This window comes from Paenibacillus sp. AGC31 (genome assembly GCF_057334655.1).
In genome coordinates this window covers 75,475-96,275 of the sequence record NZ_JBHFJH010000030.1, presented here as the reverse complement: position 1 = coordinate 96,275, position 20,801 = coordinate 75,475, and the positions used below count along the sequence as shown (strand labels likewise).

Genomic DNA, 20,801 nt, shown 5'->3' with positions numbered 1-20,801 from the left:
ACAAAATAATCCACTCGTTTTCATTTGTCAAAGTATTTTTGTTTAAATGAACACTATTTTTTATGTATATATCTGTTTTAGTTTACATTTGCACAATTTATGACTGATTATAGAAAATAAAAATTTTTATTTAAGTTGATCTAATCATTTTTTTAATGCTTTAAACCTAATGGTTTACAAATGTAAAAATGGTTATATCTAAACTTCTCTTTACTTGTTCAACAAAATATCGTTAGTATTAAACCCAATTTTACCGATAAAACAAAAAAGCCGCTAAAATAGCGACTTCAATAGGAGTATATTTTTATTCATGACATGTTCTAAATAAATTTAACGTCTCTTTATGCTTTAACAACTTCAACCTTTTTATCCCCTGCTGACTTCGCCACCTCTAACGTTGTGTTACTTTGGATAGTGATTATTACGCCGGTAGCCAGCATAGAAACGATTAAAGCTGCGCTGAGGGCTGTGGAAATTTTCTTCTTAACCATAATCATACCTCCGATATCTATTATGTTGTAATAAGCGGCTCAAAGAACTATGATGAGCCGAGTGTGACTAGATATTACAATATTTCACTTTTTTGTTGGGTAATCTACCTGTTGATTGTATTATAACGTACTGCCAATCATTTTTCCTTGTGTTCAAATACAATAAAGTATGATTGTTTTCTCAGAAGAATTTCTTTTCAAAACTAAAAAATTTGGCGGTCATTCTCCTTGATATAAAGTATCCACATATTCAATAAACCTTTTCGCAGCTGGGGAAATATTATGATCATCTCTCCACTTTAATCCTATTTCCCAGTACCATCCTTCATCAATGATAGGGATCCAGACCAATTCATCTAACATCAACCCCAGCGTCTTAGGCAGTACTGATACACCTAGACCTGACTTAATAAAACCGGCTACAGTGATTAGGTCCTCCGCTTCATAAGCAGAAGCAAGAAAAAATCCGGTATGTTGGAACCGGGATAAAATCGTTGCTTTTAATCCACAGTTGTTTTTCAATCCAATAAAAGGCTCGCCAGATAGCTCTGCCAAACTAAGAGCGCTACAATCTGCATAACGATGTTGAGAGGGAACAACAATGTATAAAGGAACATTTTGAATCGTCTTCCAGTGATGATTATCCAAAGTAGATTCCCTCGATGTAATCATAATATCCGAAAATCCTTGCTCCAGATGTGCATCAATATCTCCTAAGTTCCCTTGTGTCAATTCGAACCGAACTTTGGGATACTTCAATTGATAACTTCGAATTAGGCTAGGGATTAATTCAACACCGAGAATGTTTAGATAAGACAACGTAATCACACCAGTATCCGGGTTGGACCACTCTTCGATTTCCTTTAGACCATTTTCAATATTATGTAGGGCTCTACCAATCCATTTAGAGAACATAGTACCGTTTCGGTTCAGCTTAATATTTCGTCCATTTCGTTCAAATAAAGGAGCTCCTATTTCGTTTTCAAGCTTGGCAATTGCATGACTTAAAGCGGGCTGAGTGATACCGAGTTTTTTGGAAGCCAAGGTCATATGTTCAAGCCGTGCAACGGTCATAAAGTATTCTAATTGTGTAAGTTCCATTGAGACACCCCTCTATATATAAATAATATTCATCATTTTTATTATTATAATAAATTGGACGTTATGAAAGTAGCAAGTGTAGTATTAGTTCTAGCTCCTCTCGAACAACACATTATGGTTTAGAGACAGAGCAATTTCAAATTAATCATTAAATACCATCACTAGGAGGAATAGTTATGCATAAAGAATTTGAGTTCTCTCTATCAGAATTTAAAGGTAAAAGGGTGCTTGTAACCGGAGGAACAAAGGGAATGGGGCAAGCAGTTGTAAAAAGACTTGCAAACGGCGGAGCTACAGTTCTTACTACTGCCCGTTCCCTATCTGCTGACTTACCCAATTCGGTCAAATTTGTTCAAGCAGATGTCGCCACACCTGAAGGTGTAGAGCACATAATTACAGCAGTAAAAGAGCAACTTGGAGGTATCGATATTATTGTCCATTGCGTAGGTGGATCAACGACACCACCAGGAGGCGCACTTGTATTGAGTGATGAGGATTGGCTTCATACATTAAATTGGAATTTACTCGCAGCAGTTCGACTAGATCGTGGTTTAATTCCACTTATGTTAGAAAATAATTCAGGCGTTATTCTTCATTTTACTTCCATTCAGAGACGTTTGCCTTTATATGAAACTACACTGGCTTATGCATCTGCCAAAGCCGCGCTGACTAATTATAGCAAGGGATTATCGAATGAATTTTCCCCTCAAGGAATTCGCATCAATACATTGTCTCCCGGGTTTATTCAGACCGAAGCAGCTGACGCATTAATTGATCGGATCGCAATGGAAACCGGAAGTCGAGAAAGTGCGCTCGAACAACTTATGACTTCACTCGGAGGTATTCCAATTGGCCGGCCAGGATTTCCTGAAGAAGTCGCTGAACTGGTCGCATTTCTGGTCTCAGACCGAGCAGCATCTATTACAGGTAGTGAATATGTCATTGATGGGGGAACTATCCCTACCGTCTAAAAATTAATGAATAAAGGGAGAGAACAATATGGACCTCAATCATTTACCGTCTGTAATTGGCAAATACATTACTGCATCTAACAAGCCAGACCCGGTAGTATTTATAGATTGTTTCTCAGAAAATGCTGTCGTGTTGGATGAAGGGAAAAAGCGAAATGGGAAACAGGCGATTCGGGAATGGAGTGATCAAAACCATTTCGCGGCAAATGTAACGTTAAAGCCAACAATAGCAAAAAAAATAGGTGATGAAATTGTGTTAACATGCGAGCTGGATGGTACCTAAGACAAGACTGGTCTACCCGACCCGCTATTATTGAATTATCATTTTGTTATTGTTGACGATAAAATCATTAGACTTTCCATTTTCTAAAGATATCTGAATGTAAACGCAATGTTTGGTTGACTACCTGGAACGTAAGGTCAATGATTCATATAATAGGCATATAGTTGCTCGAAGGTTGTAAAATGTTCGACTTTTCTGCCGACCTTATCATACTCTTTTAGATAATCATCCATCACTTCAAGGAGCTTCTCTTTCATAACTGGTAAATTACTTGCATCAAAGTACTGCATAAGATCATATTTCTTGGTTCCTTTCTCCATGGCCATTTCATGAAGATACCCATGTGCTCCAAAGGCCGAAAGAAAAACGTAGGAAGCATCGTTCGTTGTAACACTGTTCAAAATTTTATTGCGGTAGTTGCACCACAATTCTTCATATGTTCCCCTCAGATTATCAAAGGTCGGAGCCGGTTTAACAATGAAGTTATCACACATTGTGCTATGTAACCTCGTAACGCTATTCAACATATTAAAAGATGTTATTCGAATATCTTCAATGGTATGAGCTTCGATGATTGACATGTATAAGGATTCGAGATTATCCGGAACATAGCGAAACGAACGTATCTCTTCCAAATATCGCTTGATCCCTCGTTTGATGCACGTGTTATTCATACTCACCAAGGCATTGACTAGATTATACAGAACCTCAGCAGATGCATATCGCACTGAACCGATATCTTCACTAAGCATCGTATCGCTGTATGCTTGCTTAGCCAGGTCGATCCATTTATTTGCTCGATTAAGACACGCTTCTCCTATCGGTTTTGCAAGTGCATCAAGAGCTTTTTGCTGGAAGTTGTTCAATTTCTCCAAATCCTCAGGCTTAGCATAGTAGAGTACTTTGAGCTCGGTTAGGCTTGATACGTTGGGACTCTCCAAGGTGGATTGCTCTTGCAGTCTTGAATCCCATGGCGTGCAATAGATGTCATATCCAACGTCGTCCAAGATGAAGCAGTCGGATATTTCCCATCCCTTTTCTGTATTATTAATGATAATTAAATCAAGATCGCTCTTCTCGTGAAAGTCACCGGTGCTAAATGAACCAGTAAGCCCAATAATGGCGATATCCTCTAGAAAATCTCTTTTTACGCGTTCAATCACCATGTTAATGAGCAGTTCATTTTTGTCCAGCAGCTTCTTCTTTATGATTTCGTTCATTCGTTACACCTCTTTGTATGATCCGGCCGTCCTTCATCACAACAACCTTAACTTGAGTCTATCGACTTAGAGGTACGGTTACTATGCATAAGTTGATTTAAGTCATCTTTGCACAAAATCCGCTAAACCGTCGAAACGACGAGTTAGCGGATTTCATTAGTTCTTTGTATAGACTATTTTCTTTATGCTTTCGCAGGACAAGAAATACCGACCCGCCAACTCCTCTATTCTGACTCCATTGTGGAATAAGGATTTAATCTCAGCGTTTCGAGCAGAGACCCTGCTCTTGCTCTCTGTTTTCTCGCCCCATTTTAGGTGTGCCTCTTTGGGCTTTGGGATATAAACCAATTCCCCTTGAACGTATTTTTGAATGATCCGTAACAATTCTTCCGGAAAAATAGACTCGGCTTTTGAATATTTCATGGGCCTCACTCCTTATTTAATAGATCAATAAGGTGCAAAGCCAGTTCGTAGAATATTACGATTCGTCGTTGGCAATGTGATTATTCCTGGGCTCTATGCAAAGCATTGCCATATCCTTCACTGGCTTTGCATAGAGCCGTGCATGTAAGAATCCTACCCCGATTGTTTTCAATAGCCTCACCTCCATAGAAAATAGATAGTTGCTATTTGCTTATTATATCAGGGCTTGTTGTTAAATTGTTTAATTATGTCTTTTGGGGCTGACACGATTGTACGCGTAAAGTGGGATGTATATCAAAAGGTAGGAGCCGGTAATTCATCAACTTTTATACGTAGTAAACTATAAGGTTTTTGTCGCAGGTCTCTTCCATAATGAAATCTCGCCTGCCTATGTAATTGGTTCACAATTACATATAAGTATTGATCCGGACCAATAGAAAACGTATCTGGCCATAAAACTCGGGGATCATGAGCGATGGTTTCCATGATTCCATTTGGCAATATCTTTCGAATACTATCGTTTTCATAATCTCCAGCATAAACGTTTCCTTTTGCGTCCGTGATCATCCCATCAGATGCACCCTTCTCTCCCCAATACTGCACAAGATCACTTAACTTAAAATCCGGTATCGTTCTGTCTCTTAACGATTCTGTTGAGATCGAGTATAGCTGGCGACTGGTTAATGGACAATAGAATAACATTTTTCCATCTGGGGAAATGGCTATACCATCAGAGGCCAATCGAAACGGAGATGTCGAACCATCCGCGTTTCGATTCATCAAAATTTTACCTTCCACTTTTGGCACAAAATATGGATCGGGTGAGGTTGAGCTTGCTCCATGCAACCGTCTATACGCATTTCCGTTTTCTAAATTTACGACGATAATAGCACCTGGACCATTGGAAGAAGAATCCGTTATATATGCGTAACCTGCTTCTCCTACACGAAAGTCAAATCGGACATCATTCAGATACGTTGTCGGCAAGACGACATCATCTGCAAATGTATATACTTTTCTTATTGTATTTGTTTCTAAATCTACCGCGACTAATTTTGCCCCTCCTTTAATTGGCTCAGAAAAATTTGGTGCAGCCGTGTCCAGTACCCACAGGGTCCCCCTTCCATCTGCAACAACACTTTGAACACTGATGAAGGACATAACAATATTTAATGGGTTGATCAAATTTGTTTCTACATTAGGATAAGGTTGCATCTCACCCTCAACAATTTCCGCTACCGTAAATCTTACGTCATCTCCCCATTTCGGAAAGCAAATAAAGATACGCCCGGTTTCGGATACACTAACGCCTGTAGGCATAGCCCCGTAAAAGGAATGAACGAGTTCCAACTTACCAAAATATTCTTCCATAGGTAACATAGGCTGTATGATGTCCTCCTCAACATAGTTGAATAGATATTACCTATAACTATGTTCAAGACTTTTTCTAATGCCTGGCCCTTAATCATTCTTTTTTAACCTCGATTTTGAAATTGTCCGATACATCTAAAAATACTAAAAAACTTCGGCGTAAGCCGAAGCATGTTGACGTTAACTATATGTGTTCTAGGAAAAATGCTTCCAAAACTCTGCCAAGCTTATCTGTACCAAAACCGTTTTATTGTTGGTCCGGCAGACGTAATGCGTTTGCTGAAGTTAGCGCTTGATCTAAAAATTCCTCTGCTCGGGTTAATTGCTGCCGGGCTGTCTCCAACGCTTGTGAATTTGTTGCCGCATTAGATTCACTTATTGAGTTTATTGCCTGATTTAAAGCCGTCTGCACCTCAGAAACCGCGTTAGATGCATGCTGCTCCAGCGTATTACCACTCGAGTTAAGTGCACCTTCTGCCGGTTTTCTTGCATTTTCGGTGGCTAGATCAATTTTGTCTTTATTGGGCACCGTGACTCCTCCTTTCTTGAGTAAGATCATTCATTTAAACAGAAATAAGTATGGGATTGAGATTTTGTTTATATCCCTGCGACTGTATGGGAATATTCGGATCTTACCTCTCCGGCGATCCATATTAGTATAAGATCCGATGCATTGGAAAATCTAACGTTGATGAAAAAGGAGGTGATCATTTCTGAATGGATAATCCAACACTAGCGCCGCACGAATCGATGGAACTGCATGAAGCGTTAAACTTCAAAACGCTCTGCATCGCTAAGTCGAAACTTATGCAAGGCCTGGTCTTTGACCAAGAGCTAAAAGCCTTAATGCAGAAAGACGTAACTCAATCCATACAACAGATCGCTGAGCTGCAAGCAATCTACGCAAGAGCTCCTTTTCAAGCACCCGTTCCAAATAATCCGACACCTATAACACATTAAGGGGAACTCAGATGAATACCGATTATTTAGATCCGATTAATTCATTGAATATGCCGGAAATGGCAGATATGACTTTTGCCATGGACTTCCTTCTTCGTGCCAAGGAGGGTGTACGTAATTTGTCCATCGCCCTGACGGAAACGGCTTCACCGGATGTAAGAGCCCTGCTGCATACTCATCTTAAGCAGGGGATTGCAATGCACCAAGAAATCTCGGAGCTCATGATTCGCAAAAAATGGTTCCATCCTTATGAGTTGAACGAACAGTACCAACTCGATCAGCTTTCGGCGAAAAATACGGTGATGATCGGGCAGATGAATCTGTTCCCGGGAGATACGTCACGTAAAGGGATGTTTGATCGGACCCCAGATGAGCATATTGGAGGACATAAAGCATGAAGGCGGTAACGTATCAAGGGGTTAAAAATGTTGTGGTCAAAGAGGTGCCGGATGCGAAGATTGTGAAACCGGACGATATGATCGTAAAGATCACCAGTACCGCCATTTGCGGTTCTGACCTTCATCTGATTCACGGGATGATCCCTAACCTTCAGGAGAACTATGTCATCGGACATGAGCCGATGGGGATCGTAGAAGAAGTAGGTCCTGGCGTGACCAAGGTAAAAAAAGGCGACCGTGTGATCATTCCGTTTAACATCGCATGCGGAGAATGCTTTTTTTGCAAAAATCAGCTGGAAAGCCAATGTGACAATTCCAACGAGCACGGGGATATGGGCGCTTATTTCGGCTACTCCGGAACGACCGGCGGATATCCCGGCGGGCAAGCCGAGTATTTACGGGTCCCATTTGCTAATTTTACCCATTTTAAGATCCCTGAGAACTGCGAACAACCGGACGAAAAGCTAAGTTTGATCGCCGATGCCATGACGACAGCATTCTGGAGCGTAGATAACGCCGGCGTTAAGAATGGTGATACAGTCATCGTGCTCGGCTGCGGTCCGGTCGGACTCCTGGCCCAGAAGTTCTGCTGGCTGAAAGGTGCTAAGCGGGTCATAGCCGTCGACTATGTCGATTACCGCTTAAAGCATGCAAAGCGAACGAACAATGTGGAAATCGTAAACTTCGAACAGGATAAGAATATTGGGAACACTCTCAAGGAAATGACCAAAGGCGGCGCCGATGTTGTCATTGATGCGGTAGGAATGGACGGCAAGATGAGCGATCTTGAATTTCTAGCCAGCGGTATGAAACTGCAAGGCGGAACCATGAGCGCATTTATCATTGCATCTCAGGCGGTCCGCAAAGGCGGCACCATTCAAGTCACTGGGGTATACGGCGGACGTTATAACGGATTCCCGCTCGGTGACATCATGCAGCGAAACGTGAATATCCGTTCCGGACAAGCTCCGGTCATTCACTACATGCCATATATGTACGAGTTGGTTACGTCTGGCAAAGTGGACCCTGGCGACATTGTTACACACGTCATTCCGCTCAGCGACGCCAAGCGGGGCTATGAAGTGTTCGATACAAAAACGGACGATTGCATTAAAGTCATCTTAAAGCCTTAAATATGAATAGATACATGGGAGGACAATCTGAATGGATTCCACTTACGCTTTGCATGAGATGCTCGAGGTACATGAAATAGCTGCGTTCAAGACGGTTTGCATGACGAAATCCAAGACCATGCAAGCTCTGGTAACCGACCCGGAGCTCAAGCAAATTTTGCAACAAGATGCAACATTATCACAACAGCAGCTTCAGGAGCTCGGTGGAGTGCTGTCTAAAGCGACTGTATAGGAGATAAAAAATGAACCCAATATTAGAACATATGACTGGTCTTAATACGCTGACCGATGACGTGATTGCAATGGATTTTTTGATGAACGCCAAGAGCGGCGTCAGAAACTACTCCATGGCTGTGACCGAATGTGCAACCCCCGAAATCAAGCAAATTTTGATGAAACAGCTCGATGAAGCCATAGACTCTCATGAAAAGATATCAAATTACATGGTGCAGCATGGCTTATACCACCCTTACCATATTGCAGAGCAAATTCAGCTCGATCTGAAAAACATTCAGACTGCTATGAACATTCCGTCCTGACACCGTTTTTGATTTTGCCAGAGACTTCAGAGAACAAAATGTTCCTGTGTCAAGAATTTCAACAATGAAAAAAGGCGGGTACACTCCGCCCTTTTTTTGGCAACGTCACGAAACACGCTTATACAAGCGTTCCTTTACGTATTCTACTTATTTTCCATCCTCCATGACATCTCCCAAAAATCAAGTTCAAAGCGACTGCACATCACGAAAATATCTTCCATCCGTTGGTACGTTTCCTCGCTACAGCCTTCTAATAGTTTATCCGTTAACGTCACAAGGGATTGATTGCTGCTGTTGTATTCAGAGGAAGCATATCCTGTGATCCACTCACCATAAAAAGGATGATCAGCTGCACCTGGCTTTTGAGCAAGGACTTGACCAATCTCTGCATAGCTCCATGAACAGGCCAGAATGGATACAAGTACTTCTGCTATACCACCCGCATGGGAAACAGAGAGCATATAGTTAGTATAGGCTGCATTTTTCAGTGCAGGTTTTACCTGAAAAACATGATCCTCTGTAATCTCTAGTCGTTCCATATAAGATCGATGAATTTTCATTTCGCCATTCAGGATGTTATCTACATTTTTACTAAAAAACTGCATCAATTTGGGGTCGTGCGACTTGACGATACCTAGTGCAAATACGCGGGCATAATCGAACAGGTACAAGTAGTCTTGCAACAAATAATAACGAAATTGTTCAACCGGTAAGGAACCATCTCCGATCCCTTTCACAAAGGGATGCTCAAGACATTCCTTCCACACAGGCTGTGCCGCCCGATATAGTCTCTCTGAAATAGTCAACATATGTTCCTCCAATTCATAATGTACGTATTTAAAAACAAAAAAACGAAACATCCATAGGATGTTTCGCAGACAAATACACTAAAACAAGAGGGTTCGCATGAGCTACCCAAGTACAGTGTTTCATCGTTGCATCCCTACGTTGGCATTATCCAAATCAGGTAAGGTCGGTTTAACACCCTCTCAGCCGGTTAAGGCTCCCTCGCAAACGGTTGTATGTAGTTGATTACTTTCTTATCCGCATAAAAGAATAAAATAACATCCATTTAGTATATCAAGGGCTGTTTAATACAGTCAAGACAGATTGTATCACGCCTCATCAGCTTGAGTGACGTCTTTAAATGATGAAAACCATCACAACAATGGTTGAGTTTTATCCACTGTTATGATGGTTTCTATTCTTACAATTATTGTCGATGGTTTAATGCCCGAGCTTGTTCTTTCCGACAAAAGTGAGTATTCCGTACTGCGAAGTGTTTCTCCAGCTCTCATTGGTCGTATCATTCCATTTGGCTACGTTCTGTTTACCTCCGCCCTGGTTGTCGTTAATTTGAAGATCGAAACCGAGAACATTTCCTGCTTTGGGCGTCAGTGATTGCAACTGGATTCTGGCTTCTACGAGATATCCTTTATTTGTTTTCTTCACAGCACTTACAAGGCGTCCGGGTGAGGCACCCCCTGCAAAGGTTCCCACATTGTCTGCACTGATTCTGAACTGGGCATCATCATATTGAAAATACGGTGTGCGCTGGTGATTCTCGTCCAGGAAAATCTCAACCGAATCCTGATCCCATGGGTTGATGTTATCTGTGATGATGTTTGGATCAGTGACGTCGATCAGCAGGTATAGATACTCACCTGTCCACATTGCCCGAGCGACTGCCTCTGCACCTTCGTTCTCATTCAACCGTTTTACTTCAAATGGTACAGCCTTATTCCATGATGTGTCTTTCTTCCCATCAATCTGAACAATCCCTTGTACAGCTTGTGCAGATTTGGGCATAGGGGCAAGCTGAATCACGCCGTATTTGCTTGTATCCTGTTCCTGAGATTGTGTTCGATCATTCCAGTACATTGGATTATAAGGTTGTGTCCCACTTGAACCGCCATCAGTCACACGGATATCCAATCCGGCTTCATATTCTGATCCGACTTGGATACCACCCCACGGAATGGACAATTCAACCTGATATCCTGCTTTGGTCTCGCGTACACGATATGAACGCTGCTCCACGCCCTCAGCTTTGCCCGACCGCTTAATGATTACGTGTCGGTCATCTGCTTCATATGAAGTGGTCTTGCCATTATTGAGATCAACAAAGATATCTACTCTGTCGTTCACATCTGCCTTCGCATCCTGAACATCCACAAGGATATACAGGTTACTTTGATCCCATAAGGTGCGGAAACTGGCTGATCCCGAAGAGTCGCCCTTCAGTGGAGTAGACACCGCTTTGTTCCAGAGTGGATCTTGTGAATGTTTTTTGATATCCGGTTTACCCGAAAGTGAGACGGCTCTCTGTGTCAAAACAGGCAAGCCTGATTCATCCACGAGCCCCCAGTATGCTTTTTTGGCCTTCAGGGCTGAATCAAACAGCATAGCCTGGTTGTTGTAAGACTTCTCATCTTGGAGTCCCCATAAGGTAACTGAAGAGATGTGATCTTTGTGTTTTTGGTACAAATCCAACAGTTCCTTATATCGATACGCCTGTTTTACCGCAACTTCATCCGACATCTCTTCACCAAATGGAATTCCGCTATCCACATCCAGTTCCGTGATCTGAATATCCAATCCAAGTTCGGCGAACATGTTGATCGTTTTTTCAATTTCCTTGATGGGAGGGGATTCCAGGTTATAGTGGGATTGCAAACCCACACCATCGATAAGCCCCTTATCTTTCAGTCGTTTGACCAACTGAAACATATGCTCTCTTTTCTCAGGGACTTCCGTGAAGTATTCGTTGTAATATAATTTGGCATTCGGATCTGCTGCACGAGCGAATTCATAGGTTTTCTCAATGTAATCCGGACCGATTAGTTCATAAAAGGGACTTTTACGTAAACCGTTGGCATCACCATTGCTATCCGCAATCGCCTCGTTTACCACATCCCAGGCATAGATCTTACCTTTGTATCGGGTCATGACGGTTTCAACGTAATCCTGAATCCGGGCAAGCAGTAATTCTCGACTCGCAGGGTTACCCTGAGGATCTTTGAACATCCACTCTGCTGCATCAATATGCCACAACAACGCATGTGCGCGTACGCCCATACCATGCTCCTCGGCGAACTGAACATATTGATCGGCTGCCTCGAACTCATAAACACCCTCGGAAGGAGACATGTACTTCGGTTTCATCTCATAGGTTGCGGTCAAGCTGTTAAAGTGCTTTGTGAGAAGTTGTCCATATGCGCCTTCCAACTGCCAGCGATACACCGCTGCACCAATGGGGAAATCATCTTGATACAGGTCCTCCAGAGACCGAATACCTTCTTCAATCTCCAGTTGCTCGGCCAGAGTAAATGATACATCATCCACATAGAACGATAACGTATCTACGCTACCTTCAGAGATGTAGGGTGTTTCGATGAACAAATTCAATTCAGTGGGATCATCGCTATACTGAAATTTTCCGGTGATCTTGTGCCATGTATTCCACTCTGCTTTGGCAATTTTCACGCTACCGATCGGGTTCCAGCTTTCAGCAGTTGTTTTTTTATATGTGGTGAGCTGTAGTGTTTGATCCGTGATGGGCTCCTGGGTAAGTCTTACATATGCCGTAATTTCGTACTCTTGGTTACGCTCAAGCAGATCCTTCATGGATAACATCGGTCCATGATAGGAACGCTCACGGTTGGCGATCAGCATACTGGACTGACCTTCGTGTGCCTCCTGCTGTGTCACTGTCAGCCTTTCGTTACCTGTACGTGGAGTCCATCCCTGAAGTGTACCGTCTTCAAAGTTTGTACTCAAATGGCCTCCTTCCACTTCCGTAACTGCCTTGGCTGCATGTGAGACATTCGAAAATGGAAGCATGGCAAGTACGAGCACAAGAACCAAGGCTGTTATATTCCATTGACCTAACCGTTTCATACAATTCCTCCTCTTGATCTGGTCTAAGTATTTCTGAACGGATTAACATCCAGATAAATAGATTATAGCTCTTTAGATAGCGCTTACATATAACGAATTTACAATAATTATAATAAAATGTTATCAATTGGTAATTATGATTTTAGGAATCAGAAGTTCGTTAATCATGGAATATCAAAAAGCCGCTACATATTTGCAAAAATAAAAGACCGTTTCCCGATAAAATACGAGAAAACGGTCATAGTTAGAAAATATCTTTCCCGAAAAAGAGTTAAGGGAATACAACTTTAACTTTGCTTTATAATCGTCCATCATCACCCTGTTCCTCCTGGACAATTCGAGCAATGTGAATCATCAAATATAATAATTCCTCGTTCGATATGGAGATGTCCAGCATATTCTGCACGTAGGTTTTGATCATCTCCGCGCATTTGTATTCAAGCGGATGCTCCTTCACCATGTGCTGAAATATAAAATCTTTCGCCGAATTGCCCAGACGCCCTTCTTGTAAACGCTGGATGAAGAATTGCAGGTGTGTGACAAGTCTCACATAATGGATGGAATTTTTGTTCAATTGCATATCAAAGGTGTATTGTATCAGATTAAAAATATCTTTTAACATCTTAACGGATTGCATCGTGCGCTCCATATTCTGTTCATGCGTTTGGGCATTCACGAAATGAAAAGCGATATTCCCTGCTTCTTCTTCCGGCAGTTCAACCCCCAGTTCTAGATTCAGCAACTGAACGGCTTCAAGGCCAAGTTCGAATTCAACAGGGTGAAACCTCTGGATCTCCCATAACATGCGATTCTGTAGTGCTACACCTTTTTTCCATCGTTCAATGGCAAATGACAAGTGATCCATAAGCGTAAAGAAGATTTGGTCGTCAAGAGACAACTTTTCTTTTGCATTGGTAATCAGTTTATTTATGACATTCACATGTTTTTCCGGCATGTTTTCGATGGTTCGTACGTAAGCCTGCGCAGACGGATTATTTTGCAGAATGAATCGTTTTTGGATGTGTTCTTCATCCAGTCGCTCGCCAACTTTGCCTTTGAACGCCAACCCTTTTCCCATGACAATCATCTCTTGCCCCTGTTCATCTTTGGTCAGAAGCAAGCTGTTATTTAATATTTTGATTACTTTCATGCATTCATCACGATCCTTTATTCTTTCGTGACCGCCTGATCCGAATTTCCGATACATCTGCCATTTTGTTTAATGACCTCTTGATACCACGAGAAGCTTTTCTTCTTCAAACGCTTCAAGTCTTTCAGATCCTGTTCACCACGGTTTACATAGATCATGCCGTAGCGTTTCCCATAACCCTGATGGGTGCTTACCACGTCAATTACGGACCAAGGGCAATAACCAATCACATCCACACCATCCGTCAGAGCCAGTCTGATCTGTTCCAGATGTTTCTCAATAAAATCAATCCGGTACGTGTCGTTAATCGTGTAATCTGCCTCGAGTATATCTGGGGCTCCTATACCATTTTCCGTAATTAGAATCGGGAGACCATATCGTTCACATACCTTACGCAATGTTAACCTTAGGCCAATCGGATCGATGACCCAGCCATATTTTGTTTTTTCGGTATAAGGATTCTCCGCGGCTCGGTAGACTCCCTGCTCACCAAGCATAATTTGCTGATCACCCGCACGAGCTGTAACATCCGACGCATCTCCCATACTGGCGGCAATGGTTGCCGTCGAGTAGTAGTTGATTGCTACCAGATCGGGGCTGCCAGACTGGATATCTTCCATGTCACCCTGCTCAATAACCGGCTCGATGCCGCGTTCCTGTACATAACTCCAGAATAATGGATTATACCGTCCCCACACCGATAAGTCGAGAAAACCCCATCCACGAATTGTCTCCCAGTTATGTGCAGCGATTGCATCTGCTGGTCTGGAGGTTGCCTGGTACATGGAGGTCATGTTTAATGCAGGACCAATCTTGCCTTGCGGGAGCATATCATGAAATAGTCGCATCGTTCTGCCTTGAGCCACAAACATGTGATGATTTTGCTGATACAGTTCCTTACTGGAAGGCAGACGTCCGCCTTTTGGTGTACCAATAGCACCGGGATGGAGAATCATTGTATTCTGCTCATTAATGGTCAACCAATATTTCACTTTATGCCCGTAATGCTCAAACAAGATACGCCCGTACTCCACAAAGGCATCAATCGTCCCCCGGTTGTTCCATCCTCCGGTTTTCTCAAGCTCGTAGGGTAAGTCGAAATGATACATGGTCACAATGGGCTCAATACCATGGAGCAGCAATTCGTCAATTAATTGGTGATAAAAATCGAGTCCCTTTTCATTAACAGGCCCTGTGCCTGAAGGCAAGATTCGAGTCCATGCAATCGAAAAACGATATGCTTTGAGGCCCAGCTCTGCAAAAAGCTTCACGTCTTCTCTGAATCGGTGATAGTGATCGCTCGCAACCGTGAAATCGGCGGTTCCAGCCGGATGATCACACATATCGATGACGGACAGGCCTTTGCCATCTTCGTTCCAGGCTCCCTCGACTTGGTAGGCCGAGGTAGAGCCTCCCCACAGAAATTCATTGGGGAATGGTTTGGTGTGTTGATATAACATCTCAAACACTCCTTCATTTTAATGTTGATTAAGATATATGACGGACCATATTAAGCTTGTTACGAAAGGTGGATAATCGTCGCTCCAACCTCCACAGGACTCTGCTTCTCCAGCTTAATGTCCGGGAAACGATCCGAATTGGCGATAATGATCGGGGTTATGACTTCGTAGCCTTCTGCCTTGATGGCGTCGATATCAAAGCGGATCAACAAGTCCCCCCGTTTTACGCGATCCCCTACTTTAATGGAAGAGTCGAAGTGTCGCCCCTTCAGGTTTACGGTATCCACTCCAATATGAATGAGCACCTCTTCTCCATCGTAACCATTTAATTTCACCGCATGTTTGGAGTCCATGAAAGCCGTAACTTCACCTGCGATCGGAGCATACAGTTCTCCTTTGGCAGGAATGATAGCAGCGCCCTTACCCAGTAATCCCAAAGAGAAGACATCGTCTGGTACACGGTCTAGATGGACTAATTCCCCTTGCATCGGACTTGCGATCGTAAGTGGGCGTAATTCATTTTGGGTTGGTCCATTTGCATTTGTTGTTGCAACAGACTGCGTGCTTAGAGTGTTGTCTTGAACAGACTGCCCGGAAAGTGTCTTGTCATCGTTAACGTTGGTATTGCCTTCTTCTTCATCATCCACTGGATCCTCAAAACCAATGATCCATGTCAGAGCAAAAGTAACGATAAAAGCGATCAGACAAGTCACAATGGCATGAACGATGTTCATCGGATTGCTTCCAATGAAGGCAGGTAACGCGGCAAGACCCGGAGAAACGAAGGCATAACGCACTAATCCGGTCAGACCAGCATATATCCCTGCTACACCACCACCAATCATTGCGGCAATTAAGGGTTTCTTCAGTTTCAGCGTTACGCCGTACAGGGATGGTTCCGTGATGCCCAATACAGCGGTGAAACCGGAAGAAGCAGCGAGCTGTTTCAGTTTTTTGTTTTTTGTTTTTAATGCTACAGCAAGCGTGGCCCCACCTTGAGCAATATTGGACGCAAGCATTCCCGGGCCGTTGATCATTTCATATCCATTTTTGGTCAGTTGGCTAGTTGCAATCGGCGTCATGGCCCATGCGGTACCTGTCACGATCAGGAATGGCTGCAAAGTTCCCATTAACAGTGGAATCAGCCAACTGGCTCTGGCATTAATCGCTTCTGCACCCATCGCAACCAGATCATTCAGGTACGTTCCGAAAGGTCCAATCGCCACCAATGCAAGTGGTGCTGTAATCAATAGTACAAGCATTGGTTTCGTGAAAAATTTGATCATTGAAGGCGATACCCGATCCGCGAAACGTTCAATATAGGACATGAGCCAAACGACGATAATAATCGGCAGCACGGAGCCCGCGTAATCGGTTAGTCGAACTGGAACACCGATGAAAAACACATCTTTTCCTTCCGCCATCATGGCGCTCCATCCCGGGTGTAACAACACGCCGGCAACTGTCATCGCCAGAATGGGACTAGTTTCAAATTTAATGGAAGCTCCATAAGCCAGCAGAATAGGCATGAAATAAAAAGCCGCGTCCGCAATGGTATTAAGAATATAGTAGTTTTGGCTTTCCGTCGTTACAAGGCCTGTCAGCACAAGTACGGCTAATATCGCTTTGATCATACCCGCGCCAATGATTGCCGGAATTACCGGAGTAAATGTTGTTGAGATCACGCTGATGAATCTGGAGATCCAGCTCTGTTTTTGTTTTGGTCCGTTATTTTTGCCAGAATCCGATTTGGATTCCGCACTTCGGGTAGCAGAACCCATCTGCTGAGTGATAACTCGGTAGACCTGCTGCACCTCATTGCCCACAACGACCTGATATTGTCCACCATTGTTCACAACGGTAATGACACCTGGAAGTGCTTTGAGTTTTTCTGTCTCCGCTTTGGAGATATCGTGCAGTTCGAATCGTAGTCGGGTTGCGCAGTGCGTAAGCCGAGCGATATTATCCTTCTTCCCAACCAATTCCGTAATCTCTTGTCCCAACTTGCGATAATCCATACCATTGCCTCATTTCTGAATTTGGATATAAAAAAGACCAAAACGATATGCCTTCCCCTACTCACATAAGGAAAATGCAAATCATTTTGGTCATGCCTGCTTTACCAGTAACAGCCAAACACTGCTAATATTTAATTCGTTGTAGATGTAAACGTTTACTGGATCATAATATCACACAATAAATTTGTTAGCAATCACTTTATTCGACATTTTTCTGCATTTTGATATGAAAATGTTTCTTCATCTGTGACCCTAAGAGTATCTCTAAATAATTGATATTCAGTAAAACATTTCATTTAATTGCTAAATAAGTGTGATTTATGGTACCTTTAAAACAAATAATGATAGTTTGGCTATCATTATTTGGAGATTTCCACAAACTACATTAAAGGATGGCGAGGAGACATGCAGACTGATAACAGATCGATCGTTATTCATCAGGTATCTAATTTAGAGACACCTGAAGAACTTTGGAATCCATATGCTTATTATGAGTACATGCTGGAGAATCATCCCATCTATTTTGACGAGAAGCAGCAAGTATGGAATCTGTATCGTTATGATGATGTCAATTCCGTTCTAACAGACTGGAAACGGTTCTCCAGTGTTCGTAAACGGAGTGTATCCCCGGTTCCACCGGTAGTTACCCGAGTGAACATCAATTCTGTTGATCCCCCTGTTCAACGTGATATTAGAAAGTTAGTCTCTAGTGCCTTCACCCCACGTCAGTTAAAAACCTGGGAGCCTCAAATCGCGGCTATCGTTGATGAGTTAATGCTTGAGATGAAGACGAAAGATGATGTGGACATTGTTCGAGACCTAGGGGTTCCACTTCCTGTTACTGTCATTGCCGATCTACTTGGGGTAGAGAGGCAACACCGGGCACAGATCAAAGCCTGGTCTGACATGTTATTTTTCCCCAATGCCACAGGTAATGAGCAGGAGCAGATGAATGCGAAGTATGCGGCTATGCAAGAATTTAACGAATTTTTGCTCCCCATTGTTCAGCAGAAGAGAAAGCATCCTGCCGAGGACATTATTTCTGATCTCACACTTGCCGAGCTGGATGGGGATCAACTAACCGATGAAGAGGTTGTTACCTTTAGCTTGGGCCTCCTTGCTGCTGGGAACGAAACAACGACTAACATGATAAACAGCCTGTTCTACAGTTTTATGTATGATCAACCCGGAATCTATCAGGATATTGCCGCAGATCCAGAACTGATAGAGAATACTGTTGAAGAATCGTTAAGGTATCGTTTTCCCACGACACTTGATCGTGTGGTAGTAGAGGATACAGACATCCTTGGCGTGCCTATGAAAAAAGGAGATGTTATATTAACCTGGCTGGGTGCAGCCAACAATGACCCTAGACATTTTCCCGAACCTTCCCGCTTTGATATCTACCGTCCCAACAGCAATCGTCATCTCTCGTTTGGCAAAGGACCTCACTTTTGTCTGGGCGCTCCATTAGCCAGGCTAGAGGGCCAACTGGTGCTGAGAGGGTTCACGAATCACTTTTCCAATATTACTGCAAAAATCAAATTTGAAGCGGCAAGCCAGCTCTACCCGGGTACACAGACTCTTCAAAACCTGCCAGCCATCGTAACAACCAAGCTTTTTTGAACTAATTTCATCAAATTAAAAGTGCCCTTACACACAAGCGATTGGCTGTGTGTAAGGACACTTAAATCTTGTTATGCCTTTCTTCTACCTTCAAGCTCTCTAATAATCGTTGGATATTCCTTGTCCAGCTTGTTTTTGTAAAGGAATACTACAAGAAGAATGAATACAACAATGGGGACGTATATATTCAACGCGATGATGGCCTGCTTTGCTCCTTCTCCTTGGGTTGTAGCTTGTTCGACATATCCTCCTAGCGCGAGGAACCATCCAATCATTGCTGTGCCAATGGCTGTGCCTACTTTTGAACCGAAACCGATGACACTATTCGTTAAACCAACAAGTCTTTTGTTAAATTTCCATTCGCCGTATTCAATCGTGTCTGTGACCATTGCTCCACCTACTGCCATTAGCGGAATTGTACCAAGCGTTTGGAAGATAGAACAGATCAGACCCAATGTAATGCTCTCGGGAGCGACTAACCGAACGGCTGCTCCGAGGAGTCCGATTAATATACCGCCGAGGGCTGTATTTCGCTTGCCATAACGTTTGATGAATGGTCCGGACAAGGCAAATCCGATAATAACCGGAATCAAACCAATAGCACCCATAATGCCGATCAGGCTTACATTGCCCCAAATATATTTGGCATAATAACTTCCTGCTGCCACGCCCAGAGCAAACAAAATGCTAGCGAGAGCCATTACGAAGAACATATATACCCAGTATTTATTGGCAAAGAGCAATTTCAGTCCTTCACGAATCGGCGTTTTATCCTGAAACATGCCAAGCTCATCCAATTGAACATTGTTGTACTTTTCCCTATTGGACAGGAATGAAATGAAAATCCCGATTGCTGCAACACCAGCAAAAATTGATGCGAGCAACGTCCAGTCACTTCTGCTATTGCCCATGGCTGTAGCGATTGGAACAAATGCAACGGCAACAACCATACCTGCCAGATACCCGCTGCTTGAACGGATAATACCCATTAAGGAACGCTCGTAACTGTTACGCGTTGTTAACGCCATCAAACTGTTATATGGAATCGAGGTTGGAGTAAACACCAAAATGTAGAATACAAGATTCGTAATAACCGCATATATAATTTTGCCTGTAGAACTTATATCCGGCACGGAAAACATTAAGAATAATGAGATGAACATTGGAATGGTCATCCATAACAACCAGGGACGAGCTTGCCCATACTTGGTTTTGGTCCGATCCACCAGTACACCCATACCGATGTCTGCAAACGCATCCAAAACTTTGGTAAGCAGCATTACCGTACCGACTACAGCGGCAGACACGCCAACGACATCCGTATAATAATACGTGATCAAACCCAACAATCCACTTGAAATGTTTAACCCGAACTGTCCCATTGAATCGCCAATTAACTTTTTCGTTGGTATTTCCCGGGGTGGCTGAGCCGGCGTATTATCTGCTTTAATATGCTGCTCGTTCACTGCAACTCCCATAACACTCGCCTCCGTTACTCTTCATGTTGAATTTCTCTTCCTCTTCTATACTTTCATTTTATGTCCTGGCATATATAACAGATATAGCGCATTGTTAAGATCAAATAACGCAATCCAAACAGAAGGTATTCCTGCTGTTTGAACGACAAAAAAACTGACTCAGGTATACTGAATCAGTTTTTGGTCCATATGTTTTATGCACGATTCTTATGAATAAAATGAACCGAAATAGATCAGGAATCGGCTTTAAAATCGCTAGAACCATGTTCGAAAGACTTG

The 20,801-nt window shown here is 42.9% G+C and carries 20 protein-coding genes and 1 riboswitch; of the genes, 8 read left to right on the top strand and 12 right to left on the bottom strand.

Going from position 1 to position 20,801, the window contains the following annotated elements; genetic code table 11:
• Positions 1-341: 341 nt before the first annotated feature.
• Together ACE04G_RS17645 and ACE04G_RS17640 are read right to left on the bottom strand one after the other, a co-directional pair.
• Positions 342-491 (bottom strand): hypothetical protein, encoded by a 150-nt coding sequence (locus tag ACE04G_RS17645; RefSeq protein ID WP_221821389.1) that lies wholly within the window; start codon positions 489-491, stop codon positions 342-344.
• Positions 492-710: 219 nt separating this feature from the next.
• On the bottom strand, positions 711-1,592 hold the full coding sequence (locus ACE04G_RS17640) for a LysR family transcriptional regulator (RefSeq protein ID WP_221821387.1): 882 nt from the start codon (positions 1,590-1,592) through the stop codon (positions 711-713).
• 176 nt (positions 1,593-1,768) lie between these two features.
• Between ACE04G_RS17640 and ACE04G_RS17635 the strand changes: the two genes are divergently transcribed.
• Entirely contained in the window at positions 1,769-2,563 is a 795-nt protein-coding gene (locus tag ACE04G_RS17635; RefSeq protein WP_449004706.1) for an SDR family oxidoreductase, read from the top strand.
• A 28-nt stretch (positions 2,564-2,591) separates the two neighbouring features.
• Positions 2,592-2,846: a nuclear transport factor 2 family protein gene (locus ACE04G_RS17630; RefSeq protein ID WP_449004707.1), complete on the top strand. Its 255-nt coding sequence runs from the start codon at positions 2,592-2,594 to the stop codon at positions 2,844-2,846.
• Positions 2,847-2,983: 137 nt separating this feature from the next.
• Here the strand turns inward: ACE04G_RS17630 and ACE04G_RS17625 are convergent, their stop codons facing one another.
• The 4 genes from ACE04G_RS17625 to ACE04G_RS17610 all read right to left on the bottom strand — a co-directional run bounded on the left by ACE04G_RS17625 (position 2,984) and on the right by ACE04G_RS17610 (position 6,389).
• Entirely contained in the window at positions 2,984-4,066 is a 1,083-nt protein-coding gene (locus ACE04G_RS17625) for a nucleotidyltransferase domain-containing protein (RefSeq protein WP_449004708.1), read from the bottom strand.
• A 156-nt stretch (positions 4,067-4,222) separates the two neighbouring features.
• Positions 4,223-4,489: a CD3324 family protein gene (locus ACE04G_RS17620; RefSeq protein ID WP_221821380.1), complete on the bottom strand. Its 267-nt coding sequence runs from the start codon at positions 4,487-4,489 to the stop codon at positions 4,223-4,225.
• 294 nt (positions 4,490-4,783) lie between these two features.
• Complete coding sequence (locus ACE04G_RS17615) at positions 4,784-5,869, bottom strand: L-dopachrome tautomerase-related protein (RefSeq protein WP_221821378.1); 1,086 nt, start codon at positions 5,867-5,869, stop codon at positions 4,784-4,786.
• Positions 5,870-6,107: 238 nt separating this feature from the next.
• Positions 6,108-6,389, bottom strand: a complete 282-nt coding sequence (locus tag ACE04G_RS17610) for a hypothetical protein (protein ID WP_449004709.1) — start codon at positions 6,387-6,389, stop codon at positions 6,108-6,110.
• 188 nt (positions 6,390-6,577) lie between these two features.
• Here ACE04G_RS17610 and ACE04G_RS17605 point away from each other — a divergent pair, with 188 nt between their 5' ends.
• From ACE04G_RS17605 to ACE04G_RS17585, 5 genes are read left to right on the top strand one after another with little or no spacing between them, the layout of a single operon-like run.
• Complete coding sequence (locus ACE04G_RS17605; RefSeq protein WP_449004710.1) at positions 6,578-6,820, top strand: spore gernimation protein GerQ; 243 nt, start codon at positions 6,578-6,580, stop codon at positions 6,818-6,820.
• 11 nt (positions 6,821-6,831) lie between these two features.
• A complete protein-coding gene (locus tag ACE04G_RS17600) occupies positions 6,832-7,218 on the top strand; it encodes a spore coat protein (RefSeq protein WP_047843178.1) in 387 nt (128 codons plus the stop codon).
• A complete protein-coding gene (locus tag ACE04G_RS17595; protein WP_449004711.1) occupies positions 7,215-8,351 on the top strand; it encodes a zinc-dependent alcohol dehydrogenase in 1,137 nt (378 codons plus the stop codon). The genes ACE04G_RS17600 and ACE04G_RS17595 overlap by 4 nt, the downstream gene beginning before the upstream one ends.
• 31 nt (positions 8,352-8,382) lie before the next feature.
• Positions 8,383-8,583: a hypothetical protein gene (locus ACE04G_RS17590; RefSeq protein WP_076253188.1), complete on the top strand. Its 201-nt coding sequence runs from the start codon at positions 8,383-8,385 to the stop codon at positions 8,581-8,583.
• Positions 8,584-8,593: 10 nt separating this feature from the next.
• Positions 8,594-8,890 (top strand): spore coat protein, encoded by a 297-nt coding sequence (locus tag ACE04G_RS17585; RefSeq protein WP_449004712.1) that lies wholly within the window; start codon positions 8,594-8,596, stop codon positions 8,888-8,890.
• 143 nt (positions 8,891-9,033) lie between these two features.
• Here the strand turns inward: ACE04G_RS17585 and tenA are convergent, their stop codons facing one another.
• The 5 genes from tenA to ACE04G_RS17560 form a co-directional block, all read right to left on the bottom strand.
• Positions 9,034-9,699: a thiaminase II gene (gene tenA / locus ACE04G_RS17580; RefSeq protein ID WP_449004713.1), complete on the bottom strand. Its 666-nt coding sequence runs from the start codon at positions 9,697-9,699 to the stop codon at positions 9,034-9,036.
• A gap of 113 nt (positions 9,700-9,812) precedes the next feature.
• Positions 9,813-9,910, bottom strand: a riboswitch (TPP riboswitch).
• Positions 9,911-10,117: 207 nt separating this feature from the next.
• Positions 10,118-12,790 carry an endo-1,4-beta-xylanase gene (locus ACE04G_RS17575; RefSeq protein ID WP_221821367.1) on the bottom strand — a complete coding sequence of 891 codons (2,673 nt, stop codon included), beginning with the start codon at positions 12,788-12,790 and terminating at the stop codon, positions 10,118-10,120.
• 298 nt (positions 12,791-13,088) lie between these two features.
• On the bottom strand, positions 13,089-13,940 hold the full coding sequence (gene licT, locus ACE04G_RS17570; RefSeq protein ID WP_076210876.1) for a BglG family transcription antiterminator LicT: 852 nt from the start codon (positions 13,938-13,940) through the stop codon (positions 13,089-13,091).
• Between the two features lie 17 nt (positions 13,941-13,957).
• Positions 13,958-15,400 (bottom strand): glycoside hydrolase family 1 protein, encoded by a 1,443-nt coding sequence (locus tag ACE04G_RS17565; protein WP_221821362.1) that lies wholly within the window; start codon positions 15,398-15,400, stop codon positions 13,958-13,960.
• 59 nt (positions 15,401-15,459) lie between these two features.
• Positions 15,460-17,418 carry a beta-glucoside-specific PTS transporter subunit IIABC gene (locus tag ACE04G_RS17560; RefSeq protein ID WP_449004714.1) on the bottom strand — a complete coding sequence of 653 codons (1,959 nt, stop codon included), beginning with the start codon at positions 17,416-17,418 and terminating at the stop codon, positions 15,460-15,462.
• Between the two features lie 405 nt (positions 17,419-17,823).
• On the opposite strand from ACE04G_RS17560, the gene ACE04G_RS17555 reads away from it, so the two are divergent.
• Positions 17,824-19,044, top strand: coding sequence for a cytochrome P450 (locus tag ACE04G_RS17555; RefSeq protein ID WP_449004715.1), 1,221 nt, complete (start codon positions 17,824-17,826; stop codon positions 19,042-19,044).
• A 71-nt stretch (positions 19,045-19,115) separates the two neighbouring features.
• Here the strand turns inward: ACE04G_RS17555 and ACE04G_RS17550 are convergent, their stop codons facing one another.
• Entirely contained in the window at positions 19,116-20,522 is a 1,407-nt protein-coding gene (locus tag ACE04G_RS17550) for an MFS transporter (RefSeq protein WP_449004716.1), read from the bottom strand.
• Positions 20,523-20,801: the final 279 nt, after the last annotated feature.

Excerpts from the sequence above, each read along its gene's own strand:
- ACE04G_RS17645 (WP_221821389.1), bottom strand. The coding sequence starts at position 491 with ATGGTTAAGAAGAAAATTTCCACAGCCCTCAGCGCAGCTTTAATCGTT.
- ACE04G_RS17640 (WP_221821387.1), bottom strand. The coding sequence starts at position 1,592 with ATGGAACTTACACAATTAGAATACTTTATGACCGTTGCACGGCTTGAA.
- ACE04G_RS17635 (WP_449004706.1), top strand. The coding sequence starts at position 1,769 with ATGCATAAAGAATTTGAGTTCTCTCTATCAGAATTTAAAGGTAAAAGG.
- ACE04G_RS17630 (WP_449004707.1), top strand. The coding sequence starts at position 2,592 with ATGGACCTCAATCATTTACCGTCTGTAATTGGCAAATACATTACTGCA.
- ACE04G_RS17625 (WP_449004708.1), bottom strand. The coding sequence starts at position 4,066 with ATGAACGAAATCATAAAGAAGAAGCTGCTGGACAAAAATGAACTGCTC.
- ACE04G_RS17620 (WP_221821380.1), bottom strand. The coding sequence starts at position 4,489 with ATGAAATATTCAAAAGCCGAGTCTATTTTTCCGGAAGAATTGTTACGG.
- ACE04G_RS17615 (WP_221821378.1), bottom strand. The coding sequence starts at position 5,869 with ATGTTACCTATGGAAGAATATTTTGGTAAGTTGGAACTCGTTCATTCC.
- ACE04G_RS17605 (WP_449004710.1), top strand. The coding sequence starts at position 6,578 with ATGGATAATCCAACACTAGCGCCGCACGAATCGATGGAACTGCATGAA.
- ACE04G_RS17600 (WP_047843178.1), top strand. The coding sequence starts at position 6,832 with ATGAATACCGATTATTTAGATCCGATTAATTCATTGAATATGCCGGAA.
- ACE04G_RS17595 (WP_449004711.1), top strand. The coding sequence starts at position 7,215 with ATGAAGGCGGTAACGTATCAAGGGGTTAAAAATGTTGTGGTCAAAGAG.
- ACE04G_RS17590 (WP_076253188.1), top strand. The coding sequence starts at position 8,383 with ATGGATTCCACTTACGCTTTGCATGAGATGCTCGAGGTACATGAAATA.
- ACE04G_RS17585 (WP_449004712.1), top strand. The coding sequence starts at position 8,594 with ATGAACCCAATATTAGAACATATGACTGGTCTTAATACGCTGACCGAT.
- tenA (WP_449004713.1), bottom strand. The coding sequence starts at position 9,699 with ATGTTGACTATTTCAGAGAGACTATATCGGGCGGCACAGCCTGTGTGG.
- ACE04G_RS17575 (WP_221821367.1), bottom strand. The coding sequence starts at position 12,790 with ATGAAACGGTTAGGTCAATGGAATATAACAGCCTTGGTTCTTGTGCTC.
- licT (WP_076210876.1), bottom strand. The coding sequence starts at position 13,940 with ATGAAAGTAATCAAAATATTAAATAACAGCTTGCTTCTGACCAAAGAT.
- ACE04G_RS17565 (WP_221821362.1), bottom strand. The coding sequence starts at position 15,400 with ATGTTATATCAACACACCAAACCATTCCCCAATGAATTTCTGTGGGGA.
- ACE04G_RS17560 (WP_449004714.1), bottom strand. The coding sequence starts at position 17,418 with ATGGATTATCGCAAGTTGGGACAAGAGATTACGGAATTGGTTGGGAAG.
- ACE04G_RS17555 (WP_449004715.1), top strand. The coding sequence starts at position 17,824 with ATGCAGACTGATAACAGATCGATCGTTATTCATCAGGTATCTAATTTA.
- ACE04G_RS17550 (WP_449004716.1), bottom strand. The coding sequence starts at position 20,522 with ATGGGAGTTGCAGTGAACGAGCAGCATATTAAAGCAGATAATACGCCG.